Consider the following 16,641-nt stretch of genomic DNA (forward strand, 5'->3'; position numbering starts at 1 on the left):
CAACGGCCGTTGCCCGGCCGCACGCGCACCCCTGCGCACCCCGGGCACGGCCGCACGGCCGTGCCCGGGTCCCGTCCCCATTGGGAGGCACCCGATGCAGCACCATCACCCGGCCAGGTTCGGCCTGCGCGTCGCCGTCGTCGGCGGTTCGCTGACCGGCACCGCCACCGCCCTGTTCCTGGCCCAGGCCGGATTTCCCCACGTGACCGTCCACGAGGCCGCCCCGGCTGCGGCCACCCTCGGCGGCGGGCTGCTCTCGCTCGAGCATCCCGTCCTCGACCGGCTGGATCTCGCCGGGCTCCCGCAGCAGCACTACGTGCACCTCCGCTCGGCAACCATCTGGCAGGTCCCGGTCCGCAACCGGCAGGCCGGCCGACCGGCCGCCCTGCACTATCCCGGGCGGTTCACCACCTGGACCCGGCTCGCCGCCGCCCTGACCGCCGCCGCAACCGGCTGGCTGCCCGCCGGGGCGATCCGCACCGGCGACCGGGTCACCGGCCTCACCGAGCACCAGCGGCGGCCACGGCTGCACCTGGCCGGCGGCGGCACCGCCGAGGCCGACCTCGTCGTCTTCGCCGACGGCCGCGCCTCCACCGGCCGCGCCCTGCTCGACCCGCACCGGCGGCTGCACTACGCCGGATACGTCGCGCATCGCGGCACCCTGGCCGGCGACCCGCTCGGCCTGCACGACTTCTGGCGGCTGCAGCCCGGCGCCGGGCTGCAACTCAACAGCTGCCCGGTCCCCGGCGGCCTGGACTGGACCTGCTACCGCGACACCGCCGCCGACCGGTTCGCCGAGCTGTTCGGTGCGCCGCCGCACCAGCGGGTGTACGTGCCCGGCCGCCGGGTCGGTGACGCGGCCCGGGCCGAGCTGGACGAGGCCGCCGCCAGAGTGCTGCCGCCCGGCCATGCCGATGTGGTGCACGCCACCGCCGACCGGGCCGCGTTCCCGGTGCTGGACATCGACCCGCCGACCCGTGCGGTGTGGCCGATCGGCGACGGTTTCGCGGTCCTGACCGGCGACGCCCTCGCACCCGTGCGGGCGCACACCGGCCGGGGCGCCAACCACGGCCTCGAGCAGGCCGCGGCGCTCACCGCGGTACTGCGCCAGTACGCCCGGCACGGTGCCGATCTCGGCACCGCCCTGCACGGCTGGCAGCGGCGCATCCTCCCGGCCGTGCACGACACGCTGCGGCTCGGCCCGAGGCTCGGCGCCCGCGCCGGCCTCGGCGGCGCCGTCCCGGCCAACCGGGAACCGGCGCTGGCCGCGATCAGCATCCGCTAGCCGGCGCCATCCGCGCGGCCGGCACGGGCCGCCCGGCTTGATCGGGTCCTGCGGACCCGCCGCCTGGGCGGCGTCCGGGCAGCGCCGACGGCCGGCCCAGTCCGCCGTCCAGCCGGGGCCGCACGGCACCGGCTGGCGTCATCGATGCCGTTTGACCCCTTTCGGGCACCGCGCCGGCTGCATGCCGACGCCCCAGGCGACTGCCCCCGGGGAGGGCAGCTGCCGGCGTGGTGGCCCGTCCACGCTCAACGAAAGGATGCGGAGCCATGTTGGAGCCATCCGCGCAGATCGAGTCCATCTTGACCGCGGTGACCACGCAGCCGGGTGCCGTCGCGGGCATGCAGGCAGCACTGCAACGGGTGTCGGAGTTCCCGAGCCCGCTCGCCGCGATGCTGACCGGCATCGCGTTGGACCCCGCCGGCCGCGACCTCGCCGAGCAGCTGCTCGACGCCGCCTGGGCGGACGAGACGCGCCGGCAGGTGACCTTGAGCGCCAGCAACGCGCAACGCGAAGTCATCATCGGCAGCGGCTGTCACGCCGCGGTCTACGCCGCGGTCCGGGTCCTCAGCGGCTACCCGAAGCCGCTGGTCCTGGAACGTGGAGCGCGGGCCGGTGGCACGTTCGCCATGACCACCCGCCCGACGTTCTACCTCAACTCCCGCAACCAGGCGGGCGGCGCCGGGCTCGCCGGTGATCTGGGAGCCAGCTTGAACTATCTGCCCGGCGCCCCGCTCCAGCCGGGGCACCTGTCGATGGCCGAGTACCAGACCAACGCCGACCTGGCGTTCGTGATCCGGCTGACGCTGGCACAGTTCGCCGACGTGGTGACCGACACCAACGTCATCGCCGTCGGCGACGACGGCCCCGGCGTCGAGATCGCGATCCGGGACCGGGAACCGGTGTTCGCCGGGCGGGTCATCGACGCGCGCGGCGTGGGCGACCCGGTCGTGCAGTACCCGGCCGGCGGCAGCATCGTCACGTTCCCGCAGTTCATGCAGCGGATGGCCGGGCCGTGGCCGCTGCGCGGGGTGCGCCGCGCGGCCGTGATCGGTGACGGCGACTCGGCCAAGTGTGCCGTCGAGGCGCTGCTGGGCATCGCGCCGCCGCCGCAGCTGGCCGCCGCCGCCCTGGATCAGCTCGAGCGGATCGACTGGTACGCCGAGGATCTGCCGGCCACCTGCGACGGCTGGCGGGCGGCCATCCGCGGCCGCTACCAGGCCATCGGCCGGTACCTGCGGCCGGACCGCTTCGGTGTCCAGCGGCTCACCATCACCGGCCGCCGCGCCGCGGCCGTCGCCCTGCCCGGTACGGCGCTCGTCGACGGCCGCGCCTATGACCTCGTCGTGTCCTGTACCGGCAACCGTGAAAGCAGCATCGGCGGGCTGTTCCTGGGCTCGTTCGGCGACTACGTGCTGGACGAGGACGGTGACGCCCTCGCCCGGGAGCACGACTCCCTGCCGGCGTTCCGTGTCGGTCCGCACGCCCGGCTCCCGCTCACGCCGCGCGAGCGCATCGACGGCCTCGCGGCCATCGGCGAAAACGCTGTGTCGATCTTCCGGCTGGCGACCAAGACCGCCCGGCTGGCGGCGACGCTGGACGCACCAGCCGAACGCTGAAGGTCGCCGATCGCCGGCCTGATAGGGCAACGCCCTATCGGGCGGCGAACGGCACGGCCTGAGCATCGCCGCAGCACACCCCGGCCCGGCACCGCTGTCCGACAGCCGATGGCCGGTCGGTGCAGCAACGCCCGAGTGACACCGGGCCACCTCGGCGCCCGCCGCGCCGGCACCAGCCCAGCGGCCGGTCCGCAGCCCCAGTCTCGCGGCGGCACCTGCCGCCGGCATGGCCGGGCTACGCCTCCCCGCATCAGGTGACCCGTCCGGTCGCCTGGCCTTCGCCCCATCCGACGCCGGGACCTGCATGCGTGCACAGCACGTCCGGCGGCGGGCCGGGCATGCACGTCCGCGCCTGCAGGCCCGGCCCGCACCTTGCGGAGCACATCCTGTGATTGCACACCACGACGGCGCGGCCCAGCCGACGCCACCGCCCGGGCCGTCCCCCGTACCGCAGCATCGCCGGACGATCCTGCGGCCCCGCCGTGCCCACGACGACCGGCGCACTGCAAGCGACGCCGCGTCCCGCGCTCGGCCCCGGGCACGCCGCGGCCGAGCCGACGCCGTGGCACTCGCCGGCCTGCCCAGCCGCGCCGACCTCGCCGGTCAGGCCCCGAACTTCGGCCGCCAGCGCGTCGGCCGTTCCGGCGAGCCGGTCCCACCCGGAGCCGGCGTATCCGCGTTGCCGTCCGTGCCGCTGCGGGAGGTGGCCCGGTGAACCAGGCACCCGGGACGCCGATGGCGTGCCGCACCTGCGGCGTGCCACTCAACCGCTACACCGACCTGGACAGCGGACGTGTCCGCTACCTCCACCCGGCCGGGGCCACGCTCGGCCCGCACCACCCGGTAGACCCGGCGCCGCTGGACGAGGTCGACGCGCGGCACGTCTGCGACTTCTGCAGCGACGACCGCATCGCCTACACCGTCCAGACCACACCCATCATCACCGTCGCCGAGACCGACGGCGGCCGGCTGGTCGAACAGTTCGGCACCGACTGGTCGGTGTGCTTCCCCTGCGCGGCCCTGCTGCACGCCGGTGACCTTGACAGGCTGCATCGGCGGCTGCGACCGGCCGGGTGGGCACCGGACCAGGTCGCGGCGGCGCTCACCCGGGTCTTCCAGCAGGCCGTCCTCGATAGTCTCCTGCCCGGCAGGACGCTGGCCACGATCGGCCGCTGGCCGGTCAGCCCGCTGCCGGCCGCGACCCTGCCCAAGGTCCGCGACCGGCTCACCGACGTGTACCGCGGGCCGCTCGGCCTGCCACTCGGCCTCGACGATCCGGACGTCCGCAGCACCGTCGCGGACAGCGTCGCCACCGCGCGGCTGTTCTGGATCGACGCGGCATTCACCGAGCTCGCAGCGCACGCCGCCCGGTCCCTGCCGGCCACCGTCGTGGACCCGGCCGACCTGCCGGCCCCGCACGGGCTGCTGGCCTGGGCCGAGCCGGTCGGGCCACACGCCGACCTGGTCGCCGCGTCCTGGACGAGTGGACCCGACGGCCTGCGGGTGGTCGGCTACCGCAGCATCGGCACCGGCCTGCCGGCCCGGGACCTGCAGCAACTCCGTGCCGAGATCGGATGGGTCGGGCCCCGGATGCACACCACGCTGGCATCCGACACCACCGTCGACGCGACCGGCCCTGGCGCCGTACTCGTCGTGACCTGGCTGCTCATCGCCCAGCGAGTCGCCGAAACCGTCCCCGCCGACATCGACACAACAATCCGCAAGGCCTACCAACGCATCGGACGGCCCGCACCGCAGGTGCAGCTCGTACGTATCCGCGGCGCCGCCCACAACCCGGTCGACCGGCCCGGCGAGGCCGGCGGCGGCACCGCCGGGCAGGACCGCATCCCGCGGGCGTACCGGTGGTGGGTACGGGCCCACTGGCGCCAGCAACCGTACGGTCCCGGCCGGACCCTGCGCCGGCCGGTGCTGGTCCTGCCCCAGGTCCGCGGCCCGCACGACAAACCGATCAAGGCCAGCACGGTGGTCCGCATCCTGACCGACGCACCACCACGACCGGATGCCGCATCGCCGGAGCACAGCGGCACCTGAGCACCATCATCGATCCACTGTGGATGGTCATGGCCGGCCGGCGCCGGGCCGTTGCCGGCCATGACCGCCCGTGGGTAGCGACGCGTCCGCAACCGGGTGGCGTTCCGGGCGGTCTGGCCGCTCTCGCACCACGCAACACGCTGCGGCGTCTCCACCCGACCGGACACGCGAGCCGGCCCCGATCGAGACGCGGGCCGCAGCCACGGATACCGGCCGGCACTGCGCGGGCGGTGACCACCGCACGCCACGGCCCAGAACCCGGGCTCACCGTCACCGGCCACGCCAACCGCTGCCCCCGAGGAGGCATCATGCTTGCACCGTGGAGCCGCCCGCAGCGCGGTGATGACCGATGACCGGCCGGATGCTGGCGCTGATCGTGACGGCCGTGATCGGTGTCGTGTTCCGCTGCATCGGCCTTGCCGCCGTTACCGGCGCCAATGGCATCTGCGGTGCCATCATCGGCGCGCCGGGTGGCGACATCGGCGCCTACGATGCCGAGCAGCGCGGCAACGCAGCGCTCATCGCCGACATCGGCGCCCGCCGGAACATCCCCGTCCAGGCCCGGATCATCGCGGTCGCGGTGACGATCCAGGAGTCGGGGCTGCGCAACCTCGGCGACCTCGGCCCCCGCAACGACCACGACTCGCTCGGGCTGTTCCAGCAGCGCCCCAGCCAGGGCTGGGGCGCCCCGCAGCAGCTCCTCGACCCCGCCTACGCCGCCGGCGCACCGACCGCGCCGGCACGATCCCGGCCATCACCCCGCTACGACACCCACGACAAGGTCCATACCCCGCTACTGCCGCTGCTGTTCCAACGCCGCCGCGGTTCCACGGATCAGGCGCTGGGCCAGCACACCGTGCTGCAGACCCCCCAACGTTGCTGCGCCGCCCTCGCCCGGCACGCACCCGGAGTTCGCCCGGTCCCGGTTCACACCGCACGACTTCCGGCGGCTGTTCGCCGCCGATCTGGTTAACAACAGCCTGCCCATCCACATCGGCGCTGCCCTGCTGGGCCACCCCAACCTCGAGACAACCCGCGGCTACGTCGCAGTCTTCGAAGAAGACCTGATCCGCCATTACCAGACGTTCCTGGACCGCCGGCGCCGGATGCGACCGGCCGAGGAATGCCGGCCTGCGACAGCCACCGAATGGGCCGAGTTCGAACAGCACTTCGACCGGCGCAAGGTCGAACTCGGCACCTGCGGCCGCCCCTACGTCCACAAACACGCCTGCCTGCGCTGCTCAATGCTGCACGTCGAATCGGACATGCTGCCCCGACTCGACCACATCGAAGCCGACCTGCACCAGCGGCGACAGTGCGCCGAAGCTGAAGGCTGGCTCGGCGAACTCGAAGGCATCGACATCACCCTGACCCGGCTCGCCGGCAAACGCGACCATGCCCGGCGCATCACCACACCCGTCCCGCTCGGCATACCCACCGCCCGACCCGCCACCAGCGCATGACCCAACCGCAGACCGCCGCCCGCGCACCCCCTCAACCCGTTCAGGAGCCCTTCATGCCCGCCACCGACACCACCACGGTCACGGCCACCCCTCCCCGGGGGCGGCCGTGACCAGCCGCACCCTCGCCATCATCGTCGGCGCGGCGCTCCTGATCATCCCCTGCCTCATCGCACCGCTCGTCATGCTCGCCGCCGTCACCGACACCTGCACCACCACACCGGCGATGCCGAGCGGCACCGGCGCAGCAGTCCGTGAGCATTGGGACAGCGACCAGATCGCCAACGCCCGCATCATCGTCGAAACCGGCGCCCCGCAACACATTCCGGCCCGCGGATGGGTTATCGCCGTCGCTACCGCCATGCAGGAATCGAGCCTGCGGAACCTGGCCGGCGGCGACCGTGACTCCATCGGCCTGTTCCAGCAACGCCCCAGCCAAGGCTGGGGCACCCCCGACCAACTACACGACCCCGCCTACGCCGCCGCCAAGTTCTACCAGCGACTCCTCGCCGTCCCCGACTGGCAAACCCTGCCCCTCACCGAAGCCGCGCAGGCCGTCCAGCGCTCCGCATACCCCGACGCCTACGCGAAATGGGAGCCCGACGCCGCAAGCCTCGTCCGCCAACTCACCACCCTCAACACATCGGCGACCCCAGTCACGTTCGACGGGTGCTCAAACCCATGCCAGCAAACGACCGCAGCCACGCAAAGCCCCGACGCCTCGGCGACAGCCAGCACGCCGCCATGCCAATGGGTCACGCCGGTCGACGCGCCCATCGTCTCCGGATTTCGCACCACACAACGACCCGAGCATCAAGGCGTCGACATCGGCGCGGCCCGCGGAACCCCGATCCGTGCCGCAAGCGCCGGCGTCGTCACCGTTGTCCGCTGCAACATCACACCCGCCAGCCACGGCTGCGACCGCGACGGATCCCCGGCCACGCCCGGCTGCGGCTGGTACGTCCAAATCCGACACGACCACGACATCCTCACCCGCTACTGCCACATGCTCCGCCAACCCGACGTCGTCATCGGCCAGCACGTCCTCGCCGGGCAAATCCTCGGCTACGTCGGCTCCTCCGGCCACAGCTCCGGCCCCCACCTGCACTTCGAAGTCCACATCAACAACGACACCACGCACAACGGAGCCATCGACCCCATCTCGTTCATGGCCACCCGTGCACCGCTCGGCCAGACCCGCAAGAAACCACGATGACCAACGCCGCCACGACGCCACTTGCGTGGTGCAGAGAAGGCTGGTACGTGGACGTTCTGCACACGAACCGTGTGATCACCCGGTACTGTCACATACTCACCCGCCCGCTGGTCACCGCGGGTCAGCAGATGCTGGCCGGCCAGGTCATCGGTACGGTCGGATCGTCGGGGCACAGCTCGGGTCCGCACCTGCATTTCGAGGTGCATGTCAACGGGGATCGGAGCGCCAGCGGAGCGGTGGAGTCAGTGAGCTTCATGCAGACGAGAGGCGTGACGCTGGGAAGGTGACCACGACGGTGCTCCGCAACGCGGTTGCCGCTCCCGCGCAACGTGCGCCGGACGCTGACGCCATCGCAGCCGTGCGTACGGGTTCGGATGCGAGGCCGGCCCGCGGCCGGGCTCCCCAGCTGTTCACGGCTGCGTCTGGCCCGGGCGGTCGTCGCGGCGCAGCAGTGCAATGTAGTCCAAGCCGGTCGCGGCGTCGTGCCATTCCAGACCCGGATCCCGCACGATCACCCATGACCGCGCAGGATCGTCTGGCAGGTGGCGGTGACGTAGTACGCCGTCCACAGCTGCTGCCGCTGCTTCGGGCGCAACGCCTGCAAGATGGCTCGTTGCGCCTGTTCGCGGTCCCCCGGCGGTCTCGCCCACGGCGTCGGCAGACAAGGCCGCAGCCGCACGCACAGTCCCGATCCGCGCTGTCGCGGCCAACGTCGATATGCCTGTTCGCCGCCATGCGCACCTGGCCGCCAGCGGCCCCACACAGGCAAACGGCGACGGCCTCCGGCGGCCGTGCACGGCCGCGGCTCGTCCGCCGCGATAGCCTACCCCGACAACATCGTCACCCGCATCGCCACGGCCGCACCAACCGGCGTCGCCGTGGCTCGCCGGTCATCGACCGCCAGCCACTCGCCGCCAGTTGGCAACCTATGGCCACTCCGCGGACGGACCTGCACCTCGATCTCATACCGGCCGACCGGCTCGGCGACGCGGTCGACCCCAGCGCGCCGGACGTCGTGAGCAGCGTCCGCCGCGCTCCCGAGTCCAGCGCATAGTCCGCACCCAACAACGAAGGAGAGCCTGTTCTTGGCAACTAGGCCGCCGGGAACTGCAACGCGATCCGGACGTCGGTCGAACCCGGAATGACGGAGGTGCTGGCCTTGGTGGCGCCGTGCGCCCGCAGGATGTCGGCGACCGCGTGCGGCACCGGTTCGTCCGATGTACCCGTGCCGCACAGGTCGGCCCACCACTTCGGCGGGCCCGACCCGGCGGCCTGGCGGATCTCGATCGTCGGCGACGGTGAGGCCGCCACACGCACCGCGACGCGCCCACCCGCCGGGGTGGCCTTTAGAGTTCCTAACAGAAGTGATCTATATCTTTTCCGTCCTTTATGGACAGTGGTCTATGATCTCTGGCCGTGAGGCGTGGTGAGCAGGCGCCGTGGATCGTGCCGGACGGGTTGTGGCAGCGCATGGAACCGTTGCTGCCCAAGCCTGTGCCCCGCGATCCCCGGCGTCCGGGACGCAACCGCATCCCGGATCGGCAGGTGTTGTGCGGCATCCTGTTCGTGCTGCACACCGGTATCCAGTGGGAGTTCCTCCCGCAGGAGCTCGGGTTCGGGTCAGGGATGACCTGCTGGCGGCGGCTGGAGGAGTGGAACCGGGCCGGAGTCTGGCAGCAGCTGCATGAGCTGCTCCTCGCCGAGTTGCAGGGCGCGGGAAAGTTGGACTGGTCCCGGGCGGTCATCGACTCCTCCCACGTCCGTGCCGCGCGACGCGGCCCAAAAGCGGTCCGAGCCCGGTCGACCGCGCCCGGCCGGGCTCGAAGCACCACGTCCTGACCGAGGGCGCCGGCATCCCCCTTGGCGGTGTCGCTGACCGTCGGCAACCGCAACGACGTCACCGAACTGCTGCCGCTGATCGAGAAGATCCCGCCCGTGCGGGGCCGGCGCGGCCGGCCACGGCAGCGCCCCGATGAGCTGTTCGCCGACCGGGCCTACGACCACGACAAGTACCGCAAGGCCGTACGGGGCAAGGGCATCCGCCCGCGTATCGCCCGACGCGGTCAACCGCACGGCTCCGGCCTGGGCATCTACAGGTGGGTGATCGAACGGACGATCGCCTGGTATCACGGCATGAAGCGACTGCGGATCCGGTGGGAACGCCGCGACGACATGCACGAAGCGTTCCTCAGCCTCGCCACCTGCATCATCACGTACCGACACGTCGTCCGACTTTGTTAGGACCTCTTAGCCCGCGTCTCATTTGGGGCTGACATCGGTTCAAGGTTGATGTTCAATCTTGGGCGTGTCCGATGTGGAGTGTTGGTGTCCTGATGCTCTGTGGGAGATCGCTGCGCCGTTGATTCCGCCGGCGCCGGTGCGGCCGCAGGGTGGTGGTCGGCGGCGGGTCGACGACCGGGCGGTCCTGGCTGCGATCTGCTATCTGACCCAGGCTGGGTGCTCGTGGTGGAAGCTGCCGGAGGCGATGTTCGGCGTCACGCGGGCCACGGCACACCGGCGCTTCGCTGCGTGGACGAAGGCGGGGTTGTGGCCGGCGCTGCACCTGGCGGTACTGCAGCGACTGCAGGCCCTGGAGGTACTGGACTGGTCCCGGGCGGTGATCGACTCGATCCAGGTCCGGGCGGAGAAAGGGGCGCTCTGACCGGGCCGAGCCCGGTCGATCGTGGCAAGCCCGGCAGCAACATCCATGCCATGGCCGAGCGTGGCGGCCTGCGGCTGACCACGGCCGTGTCGGCGGCGAACACTCCGGACGCGGCGGTGCTACTGCCACTGCTGGACGGCATGCCCGCGGTCTCCGGCCGGGCCGGCCGCCCTCGCCGCCGCCCCGCCAAGCTGCACGCCGACAAAGCCTACGACCACAAAACACTGCGGGCTGAGGTCCGCCGGCGCGGCATCACCGTGCGGATCGCCCGCAAGAAGGTCGAGTCCTCACAACGCCTCGGCCGTCACCGCTGGGTCATCGAACGCACCATGTCATGGCTCATGCGCTACCGGCGGCTGGTACGCCGCTACGACCGCTATGCCGGGCACTTCGCCGCGTTCGCCGCCATCGCTTGCGCCCTCATCTGCTACCGCAAACTGGTCAAACACCCCAAATGAGACATGGTCTTAGTGCCTGTTGGTAAAGGGTCTACGTGGGTCTGGGAGCGGGGGTGCGTGATTGGCCCCATCGCCGTTGTTGGGGTGGGTCGGTGGAGCGGCGGGCGAGTCGGCGGGTCATGATCCAGACGGTGGCCCAGTAGATCATGGCTTGGTGGTGTTCGGGCCGGCGTTCGTAGTCGCGGGCGAGGCGGCGGTAGCGCATCAGCCAGGCGAGGCTGCGTTCCACGACCCACCGGCGGGGCAGGACCTTGAAGGTGTGGGCTTCGGTGCGGGTGACGATCTGGACCCGGATCCGGGCCACCGCGTGGATCCAGGCGGTGAGCGCGGTGCCGTGATAGCCGGCGTCGGCCCAGATGAGCTGCAGCCGGGTGCAGACGTTGAGCACAGCGATGATGAGCAGTTTCGCGCCGACGCGGTCGCCGATGTTCGCGGCGGTGACCACTGCGGCGAGGAGGAACCCTTCGGTGTCCACGACGATGTGTCGTTTCCGGCCGTTGATCTTCTTACCGTTGTCGAAGCCGCGGCTGGCCGCGGCGACGGTGTCGGCGGCCTTCACGGATTGCGAGTCCATGATCGCGGCCGTCGGCTCGATGTCCCGGCCGACGCCGCGGCGCAGCCGGGCCCGGAGCCGGTCGACGAGCAGGTGCGGCAGTTGCCGTTCGCTCCAGCGCTGGAAGAACGCGTAGACCGCTTCCCAGGGCGGGAAATCGATCGGCAGAGCCCGCCACTCGCTGCCCTGGCGGGTGATGTAGCCGATCGCGTCGAGCATCGCGCGCAGGTCGTGGACCATCGGCCGGCCGGTGGCCCGGCGCAGCTGGTCCATCACCTCCCGCGCCTGGGGCTCCAGGATCTTCCACTGCGCGTCGGTCAGGTCGGAGGGATAGTGACGCACCCGGTCACGACACAGACAACCGGGACACCTGGTGCTGGCGCCGAACACATCGAACAGGTATGAAGACATCCACGGGCTCTTGGTCGGATGGTTGCCTAGACACCACCCATCTACCAAGAGCCCGCCCTCTATCCCTCACGCCACGCCGCGGGTCGATCCAGCCGACACCAACAACCCACCCAGACCCTTTACCAACAGGCACTTAGTGTGAGATCGGCAGGCCTGTGATCCGGATCTGCGACCTCGGACGCCGCCGCCGTGTGTCGGCGCGGCGCCGCACAGACTGGATCAGGCGGCACGATGGCGTTGTGTTGGCGGTCGCATCGTCCGGTGGTGACGATTGCTCCGAGACATTGGAGACTGCGAGCGACCCGCATCGGGCGACGATTTTGCCGTGGCTGTTTCTCAGGCTAGCCTCACCTTGCCACTGTCGAGCGCGATGTTGGAGGCATGCTTGTCCAGCACCAACATTGCCCTGCTGGGGGGCATCGCCGGATTCACCATTTTCCTCGGTTTGCCCATCGGTCGATTGCGGGCCGCCCTGCCGCGGCTCAAGGCAATCTTGAACGCCATCGCGATCGGCATTCTGGTGTTCCTGCTCTTCGACATCCTCGCGCATGCCTGGGAACCCATCGACAAAGCCGCGGCCGACAAGCACGCCGGCCCTGCACTCGGCTACGGGCTGATCCTCGCCGTCGGCGTCGGCTTGGGCCTGATCGGACTGATCCACTTCGACCGGTGGATGGCCGCCAGGGCCTCCTCCGCCACGATGACCGATGCCGCTACCGCGACCGGTTGGCGTGGCCCGGCCGAACAGTTGGCTCTGCTCATCGCGATCGGTATCGGCCTGCACAATTTCGCCGAGGGCCTGGCCATCGGCAACTCCGCCGCCGCCGGCGAGATCGGCCTGGCCGTCCTGCTCGTGATCGGGTTCGGGCTGCACAACGCCACCGAAGGCTTCGGCATCGTCGCACCGCTTAGCGCCGCCGACGCCCGCCCCTCCTGGGCATTCCTGACCACCATGGGCCTGATCGGCGGTGCTCCCACCCTTCTCGGCACCCTGCTCGGGCAACGGTTCACCAGCGAACCCGTCAGCATCGCGTTCCTCGCGCTCGCCGCCGGGTCAATCCTCTATGTGGTCATCGAACTGCTCGCCGTCGCGCGCAAACTCGGCTTCAAGTCCGCCACCGGCTGGGGCATCCTCACCGGTCTCACCCTCGGCTTCGCCACCGACGCCGTCCTCATCGTCGCCGGAGCCTGACCCCGCTCACCGCGATCGGCCGGTCGCCTCTGGCGCCGGCGACGCCATGCAACCGGCACTGATCCGCGGACGACCGGCAGTCCTCCGGCGGGTGCTGACCGCTCTGATCGACAACGCCCTCAGCCACACCCACCGGGCGGCCACTTCACCACCGAACTCGGCACGGACGGACCTTCGTGACCGCCGTCGTCGACGACCGGTTCCGGATTCGACCCAACCGACACCGAACGACGCTTCGCACGTTCGGGGCGTTGCTAACGAACGCGCAACCGGGGGCCAACAAGTTGATCCAGGGGCCGGTACGGGCGTTTCCACGTGGCGGGCGGAGCTGCGTGACGAGGTTGTGGAGTTCGTGGCGGTCGCGGCGGCACACCATGAGGTGGCCGGCTGGCCAGACGGTGCGGGGGCGGCTGTGGTGCCGTGCTGCCGGGTGACGCCGCCTCATGGCGGCGATGCCGCTTGCCAGCGTGCGTGGCCTGCGCCTACCGGGCGCGCCAAGGTACGCCGAAAGCAGCCATGAGTTGATCTTGGATGATCGAGGCGGCCGGGTGGGCCGAGATCCCGCCGCGGTGGTCACCCGAGGGTGAGCTGATCGCCACCTACCGCCGGGCGTTCTTCGACTTCCTGACGGCGAGTCGAGCCAGCGCCGGAGCCCGCACCGCTACCCGGGCACTGCTGCGTTGATCGGCGTCGACCAGGTGGATACGCCTCAGGTGAGACGCAAGACGAAAGGATTCAGTGCGGCCGGGCGGCGGGGTGCTGACGCCGGACCGTCAGGATCGCAATGATGGCGGCGACCAGCACGCCGGAGGCCGCGTAACGATCCAGGGCGAGGCCGCCCTTGACGCGGGGCTTGTCGAGGAAGTCGCCGACGACGGCGCCCAGCGGCCGGGTCAGCACGAACGCCGCCCAGAACAGCAGTGTGTGCGAGAGCCGGGTCCAGCGATAGGCGGCGGCGATCACCGCCAGCAGGGCAGTGAACAGCAGGGCACCCCCGGCGTATTCGAGGCCGATCGTGTCGGCGGTCCAGTCGCCCAGTGCCGTGCCCAGCGTCTGCGAGAACAGGATGGTCAGCCAATAGAAGCCTTCGGTACGCGGTGTCTGGACGCTGGTCATCGCAATCGTGCCGGTCGCCTTGTACCACAGGCCGAAGGACGTGAGCAGGCAGATGACCAGGATGGCGGTGTCGCCCGGATATCCGACGCCGAGGTCCCGGTCGACGTAGTCGGCGATCGTGGTGCCCAGCGTTGTCGTCGCGACGATCGTCAACCAGTAGATCCACTGGTTGAATCCGGCCGCCCGAATCTGCAGGACGACCGCGGCCACGAGGAGGACCGCGAAGATTGAGGTACTGATCGGGTAGCCCAGCCCCATCGACATGGACAGCGAATCGCCGCCGGTCTCGCCGAGCGTGGTGGCCAGGACCTTGACCACCCAGAAGCCGAGGGTGATGGCCGGCACCTTTGCGATAAATCCACGCAGTTGCGCGCTCGAATCATCGGCCGAGACATCCGTCGATGGCAGATCCCTCAGTCGGCTTTGGAAGGGCGAGCGCGGGCGAGGCATGAGCGACCTCCGATCCAGGAACAGGTCGGAATTGAGCAAATACCGCTGAATCGTATACCTCGGACTTGTCCGAGCCTGGGCGATATTCCGGCCATGATGTAGTGGCGTGGCCCCTTCAGGTAGGCGACACCAGGCTCAAGGTTCTGCCAGGTAGATCGGGGTGACCCACGCTGCCGTTGGGGCTGATGCCCGCTCCACTCAGGCGGGTGAGCAACGCGCCGTTTCGCCCGCGGCGGATACGGTAACCATTGCCCCTTCGCGCTCGGCATCGCTCTGGCCCGCTATGTCATCACCGGCCACGGCGGCACCGTCGACGGTCTCGGCACGATCCGGCCACAGCACCGCGTTCACCATCCGCTCGCCGGCCTGCTGCGTCCCGCCGCCGCAACCTGGCGCAGAACGTCCGCGGCCGACCACGGCGGAAGACGCCGCTTCGCGATGCTCAGAGGTTGGACACGTCGGGGTTGCCGACGGTCTCGCCGCTCGTCCTGTTGTCGAAGATCACCACGACCGTGTGGCCGTGCCAGCGTGACCCGCAGGAGGGCGTGGCCTGCGGCTCGCGTGTGTTGCCGTACGCCGTGGTGACAAGACAAGCATCGTCACGGCCGTTGCAGCCCGTTGCAATTTCACCGTTGCAGTTCATTGTGGGGTCTCGGGCTGATGGTGGTCACAGGTCGCGCAGTCGGGAGGCGTCGATGCGACCCGTCCAGCGGGCAGAGGCCCCGGTGGCCAGGGCGGCGGTGCACACGACGGCGGCGAGGAGCGCGCCGGCGAACCTCCAGGGGATCAGCGGCCCGGGCCGGCCTGGCAGCCTGGCGCCACGTCCGCGACACTCAACTTGTTACCGAGGTCCAGCAGGGCAACATGGGCGACGCTCGAGCGCTGCTCGCCAACCACGGTGCGCTGGATCAGGCCAACAACGTCCTCGGCGACGCCCTTGACCAACTCACCGCAGTGAAACGACCGAGGCGGCCGCGGCCGCTGCTGCCACCGGCAAAGCCCAATCCCGCGATCAGCGGATCATGGTGGCGGTGTCGCTGCTCGCTGTCGGTATCGCGGTCCTGGTCGGGATTGTCGTCTCCGGCGCGCTGGTCAGGCCGGTCCGGCGCGTCCGCCACGTCCTGGACGCCCTCGCCGCGGGTGATCTGACCGCCGAGGTCGAGGTCACCTCACGCGACGAGGTCGGGCAGATGGCTGCTGCGCTGGCCACCGCCGGGGTAAGCCTGCGGACAACCGTGGCTGCCATCGCCGGCTCCGCAACCGCGTTGGCCGATGCCGCGGGAACCCTTTCCGACAGCAGCCGTGCGATCTCCGCACAGGTGACGGGTTCCGCGGACCGCGCGGGTGTCGTGGCCGAGGCCGCGCACAGCGCCTCGACCAGCATCACCGACGTCTCCGCGGGGCCGCTGCGATGATGCATGAACGGCCACCAGGCGGCCATCGCCGCCGCCGTCGAGCAGCAGACCGCCACCACCGGCGACATGCGCCACAGCGCCGCCGACGCCAGCGGCGACATCGCCGCAACGATCAACACGATCGCCGACGCCGCATCAGCCACCCAGCACGAGGTCATCGCCTCCCAAGCCGTCATCGCCACGGTCAACCGCATGTCCGACGACCTTCGCCACGCCATCGGCCAGTTCCGCTACGCCGGCGCACCGCACCCGGCATCGGCAGTCAGGGGCTCCGGGCCGCCGATGGACGACGTCGCCGTCGGAGTAGGTCTGGGTGGCCTTGAAGACCAGCTGGTCGGCCTCGAGCAGCGGCCGCGGGAGACGTCGAACTCGTGGAATCTCGTGCGGTTTGATCGCGGCGCTCAGTCCGGCGGTCCAGGTGACCTTCGACATGGCCTCGCATTGGTGGTGCGACCCGGATCACCGGCCAGACGCGGGCGCAGGAACGCCTGGGGGACTGTCGGCGCGGACCACGGCCGAATGGCACTCCCGTTGTCGCGATCGGCTTGTGCATGGGCGTACTGGGCCGGCGGCGCTTCGGCTCGAGCCTGGCATAGCGGCCACACGCGGTCGTGATGGATGGTCTTGGCGCGCGTTCTGGCCCGGTCGACGAATCCGCGCTGCACACGCCACTACGCGCAGTCGCTACCTCTTCACGCCCGGGACTGCTGCCTGAACCACGGGGCAATACACGCCGTCGCACCGAGTTCGGAGCT

The 16,641-nt window shown here is 70.7% G+C and carries 20 protein-coding genes and 1 pseudogene; 16 read left to right on the top strand and 5 right to left on the bottom strand.

All coding sequences use genetic code 11. From position 1 onward, the window contains the following. Nucleotides 1-94: 94 nt before the first annotated feature. The 9 genes and pseudogenes from ACPPVO_RS35135 (at nucleotide 95) to ACPPVO_RS35175 (ending at nucleotide 8,683) form a co-directional block, all read left to right on the top strand. Entirely contained in the window at nucleotides 95-1,285 is a 1,191-nt protein-coding gene (locus ACPPVO_RS35135) for an FAD-dependent monooxygenase (protein ID WP_426502850.1), read from the top strand. 266 nt (nucleotides 1,286-1,551) lie between these two features. After that, the gene (locus tag ACPPVO_RS35140; RefSeq protein WP_426502851.1) at nucleotides 1,552-2,901 is read left to right on the top strand and encodes a hypothetical protein; all 1,350 of its coding nucleotides are present in this window, start codon (nucleotides 1,552-1,554) and stop codon (nucleotides 2,899-2,901) included. A gap of 562 nt (nucleotides 2,902-3,463) precedes the next feature. Beyond that, nucleotides 3,464-3,616: a hypothetical protein gene (locus ACPPVO_RS35145; RefSeq protein ID WP_426502852.1), complete on the top strand. Its 153-nt coding sequence runs from the start codon at nucleotides 3,464-3,466 to the stop codon at nucleotides 3,614-3,616. Further along, a complete protein-coding gene (locus ACPPVO_RS35150; RefSeq protein WP_426502853.1) occupies nucleotides 3,613-4,953 on the top strand; it encodes a hypothetical protein in 1,341 nt (446 codons plus the stop codon). Before ACPPVO_RS35145 ends, ACPPVO_RS35150 begins: the two co-directional genes overlap by 4 nt. Nucleotides 4,954-5,314: 361 nt before the next feature. Continuing rightward, on the top strand, nucleotides 5,315-5,926 hold the full coding sequence (locus tag ACPPVO_RS35155; RefSeq protein WP_426502854.1) for a hypothetical protein: 612 nt from the start codon (nucleotides 5,315-5,317) through the stop codon (nucleotides 5,924-5,926). Nucleotides 5,927-6,059: 133 nt separating this feature from the next. Beyond that, on the top strand, nucleotides 6,060-6,416 hold the full coding sequence (locus ACPPVO_RS35160) for a hypothetical protein (RefSeq protein WP_426502855.1): 357 nt from the start codon (nucleotides 6,060-6,062) through the stop codon (nucleotides 6,414-6,416). A 106-nt stretch (nucleotides 6,417-6,522) separates the two neighbouring features. Continuing rightward, on the top strand, nucleotides 6,523-7,629 hold the full coding sequence (locus ACPPVO_RS35165) for a peptidoglycan DD-metalloendopeptidase family protein (protein ID WP_426502856.1): 1,107 nt from the start codon (nucleotides 6,523-6,525) through the stop codon (nucleotides 7,627-7,629). Between the two features lie 38 nt (nucleotides 7,630-7,667). Next, a pseudogene (locus tag ACPPVO_RS35170) lies at nucleotides 7,668-7,916 on the top strand (M23 family metallopeptidase); the annotation flags it as partial. Nucleotides 7,917-8,557: 641 nt separating this feature from the next. Beyond that, nucleotides 8,558-8,683: a hypothetical protein gene (locus ACPPVO_RS35175; protein ID WP_426502857.1), complete on the top strand. Its 126-nt coding sequence runs from the start codon at nucleotides 8,558-8,560 to the stop codon at nucleotides 8,681-8,683. 38 nt (nucleotides 8,684-8,721) lie between these two features. On the opposite strand, the gene ACPPVO_RS35180 is transcribed toward ACPPVO_RS35175, so the two are convergent. Continuing rightward, nucleotides 8,722-8,946, bottom strand: a complete 225-nt coding sequence (locus tag ACPPVO_RS35180; RefSeq protein WP_426502858.1) for a hypothetical protein — start codon at nucleotides 8,944-8,946, stop codon at nucleotides 8,722-8,724. Between the two features lie 99 nt (nucleotides 8,947-9,045). On the opposite strand from ACPPVO_RS35180, the gene ACPPVO_RS35185 reads away from it, so the two are divergent. The 3 genes from ACPPVO_RS35185 (at nucleotide 9,046) to ACPPVO_RS35195 (ending at nucleotide 10,749) form a co-directional block, all read left to right on the top strand. Further along, a complete protein-coding gene (locus ACPPVO_RS35185; protein ID WP_426502859.1) occupies nucleotides 9,046-9,468 on the top strand; it encodes an IS5 family transposase in 423 nt (140 codons plus the stop codon). A 27-nt stretch (nucleotides 9,469-9,495) separates the two neighbouring features. Beyond that, a complete protein-coding gene (locus ACPPVO_RS35190) occupies nucleotides 9,496-9,870 on the top strand; it encodes a transposase (RefSeq protein WP_426502860.1) in 375 nt (124 codons plus the stop codon). A gap of 73 nt (nucleotides 9,871-9,943) precedes the next feature. Next, nucleotides 9,944-10,749 (top strand): IS5 family transposase gene (locus tag ACPPVO_RS35195; protein ID WP_426514750.1). Its coding sequence is split into 2 segments (ribosomal slippage): nucleotides 9,944-10,279 and nucleotides 10,282-10,749, totalling 804 coding nucleotides; the frame shifts between segments, so codons are not numbered across the junction. A gap of 31 nt (nucleotides 10,750-10,780) precedes the next feature. On the opposite strand, the gene ACPPVO_RS35200 is transcribed toward ACPPVO_RS35195, so the two are convergent. Continuing rightward, nucleotides 10,781-11,644, bottom strand: coding sequence for an IS5 family transposase (locus tag ACPPVO_RS35200; protein ID WP_426502861.1), 864 nt, complete (start codon nucleotides 11,642-11,644; stop codon nucleotides 10,781-10,783). Between the two features lie 454 nt (nucleotides 11,645-12,098). Between ACPPVO_RS35200 and ACPPVO_RS35205 the strand changes: the two genes are divergently transcribed. Then, nucleotides 12,099-12,905, top strand: coding sequence for a ZIP family metal transporter (locus ACPPVO_RS35205; RefSeq protein WP_426502862.1), 807 nt, complete (start codon nucleotides 12,099-12,101; stop codon nucleotides 12,903-12,905). A 531-nt stretch (nucleotides 12,906-13,436) separates the two neighbouring features. Continuing rightward, nucleotides 13,437-13,589, top strand: a complete 153-nt coding sequence (locus ACPPVO_RS35210) for a hypothetical protein (RefSeq protein WP_426502863.1) — start codon at nucleotides 13,437-13,439, stop codon at nucleotides 13,587-13,589. A 51-nt stretch (nucleotides 13,590-13,640) separates the two neighbouring features. Here the strand turns inward: ACPPVO_RS35210 and ACPPVO_RS35215 are convergent, their stop codons facing one another. The 3 genes from ACPPVO_RS35215 to ACPPVO_RS35225 all read right to left on the bottom strand — a co-directional run bounded on the left by ACPPVO_RS35215 (nucleotide 13,641) and on the right by ACPPVO_RS35225 (nucleotide 15,416). After that, nucleotides 13,641-14,510, bottom strand: a complete 870-nt coding sequence (locus tag ACPPVO_RS35215; RefSeq protein WP_426502864.1) for a hypothetical protein — start codon at nucleotides 14,508-14,510, stop codon at nucleotides 13,641-13,643. 403 nt (nucleotides 14,511-14,913) lie between these two features. Beyond that, nucleotides 14,914-15,114 (bottom strand): hypothetical protein, encoded by a 201-nt coding sequence (locus tag ACPPVO_RS35220; RefSeq protein ID WP_426502865.1) that lies wholly within the window; start codon nucleotides 15,112-15,114, stop codon nucleotides 14,914-14,916. Nucleotides 15,115-15,257: 143 nt separating this feature from the next. After that, a complete protein-coding gene (locus ACPPVO_RS35225; protein WP_426502866.1) occupies nucleotides 15,258-15,416 on the bottom strand; it encodes a hypothetical protein in 159 nt (52 codons plus the stop codon). 86 nt (nucleotides 15,417-15,502) lie between these two features. On the opposite strand from ACPPVO_RS35225, the gene ACPPVO_RS35230 reads away from it, so the two are divergent. Together ACPPVO_RS35230 and ACPPVO_RS35235 are read left to right on the top strand one after the other, a co-directional pair. Continuing rightward, nucleotides 15,503-15,886, top strand: coding sequence for a HAMP domain-containing protein (locus tag ACPPVO_RS35230; protein ID WP_426502867.1), 384 nt, complete (start codon nucleotides 15,503-15,505; stop codon nucleotides 15,884-15,886). A 3-nt stretch (nucleotides 15,887-15,889) separates the two neighbouring features. Then, nucleotides 15,890-16,501, top strand: coding sequence for a hypothetical protein (locus ACPPVO_RS35235; RefSeq protein WP_426502868.1), 612 nt, complete (start codon nucleotides 15,890-15,892; stop codon nucleotides 16,499-16,501). Nucleotides 16,502-16,641: the final 140 nt, after the last annotated feature.

This window comes from Dactylosporangium sp. McL0621, assembly GCF_049995355.1.
Taxonomy (GTDB): domain Bacteria; phylum Actinomycetota; class Actinomycetes; order Mycobacteriales; family Micromonosporaceae; genus Dactylosporangium.

Bases quoted from the DNA above. Each gene is read 5' to 3' on its own strand.
- ACPPVO_RS35135 (WP_426502850.1), top strand. From the start codon at position 95: ATGCAGCACCATCACCCGGCCAGGTTCGGCCTGCGCGTCGCCGTCGTC.
- ACPPVO_RS35140 (WP_426502851.1), top strand. From the start codon at position 1,552: ATGTTGGAGCCATCCGCGCAGATCGAGTCCATCTTGACCGCGGTGACC.
- ACPPVO_RS35155 (WP_426502854.1), top strand. From the start codon at position 5,315: ATGCTGGCGCTGATCGTGACGGCCGTGATCGGTGTCGTGTTCCGCTGC.
- ACPPVO_RS35160 (WP_426502855.1), top strand. From the start codon at position 6,060: ATGCGACCGGCCGAGGAATGCCGGCCTGCGACAGCCACCGAATGGGCC.
- ACPPVO_RS35175 (WP_426502857.1), top strand. From the start codon at position 8,558: ATGGCCACTCCGCGGACGGACCTGCACCTCGATCTCATACCGGCCGAC.
- ACPPVO_RS35210 (WP_426502863.1), top strand. From the start codon at position 13,437: ATGATCGAGGCGGCCGGGTGGGCCGAGATCCCGCCGCGGTGGTCACCC.
- ACPPVO_RS35220 (WP_426502865.1), bottom strand. From the start codon at position 15,114: ATGAACTGCAACGGTGAAATTGCAACGGGCTGCAACGGCCGTGACGAT.
- ACPPVO_RS35235 (WP_426502868.1), top strand. From the start codon at position 15,890: ATGAACGGCCACCAGGCGGCCATCGCCGCCGCCGTCGAGCAGCAGACC.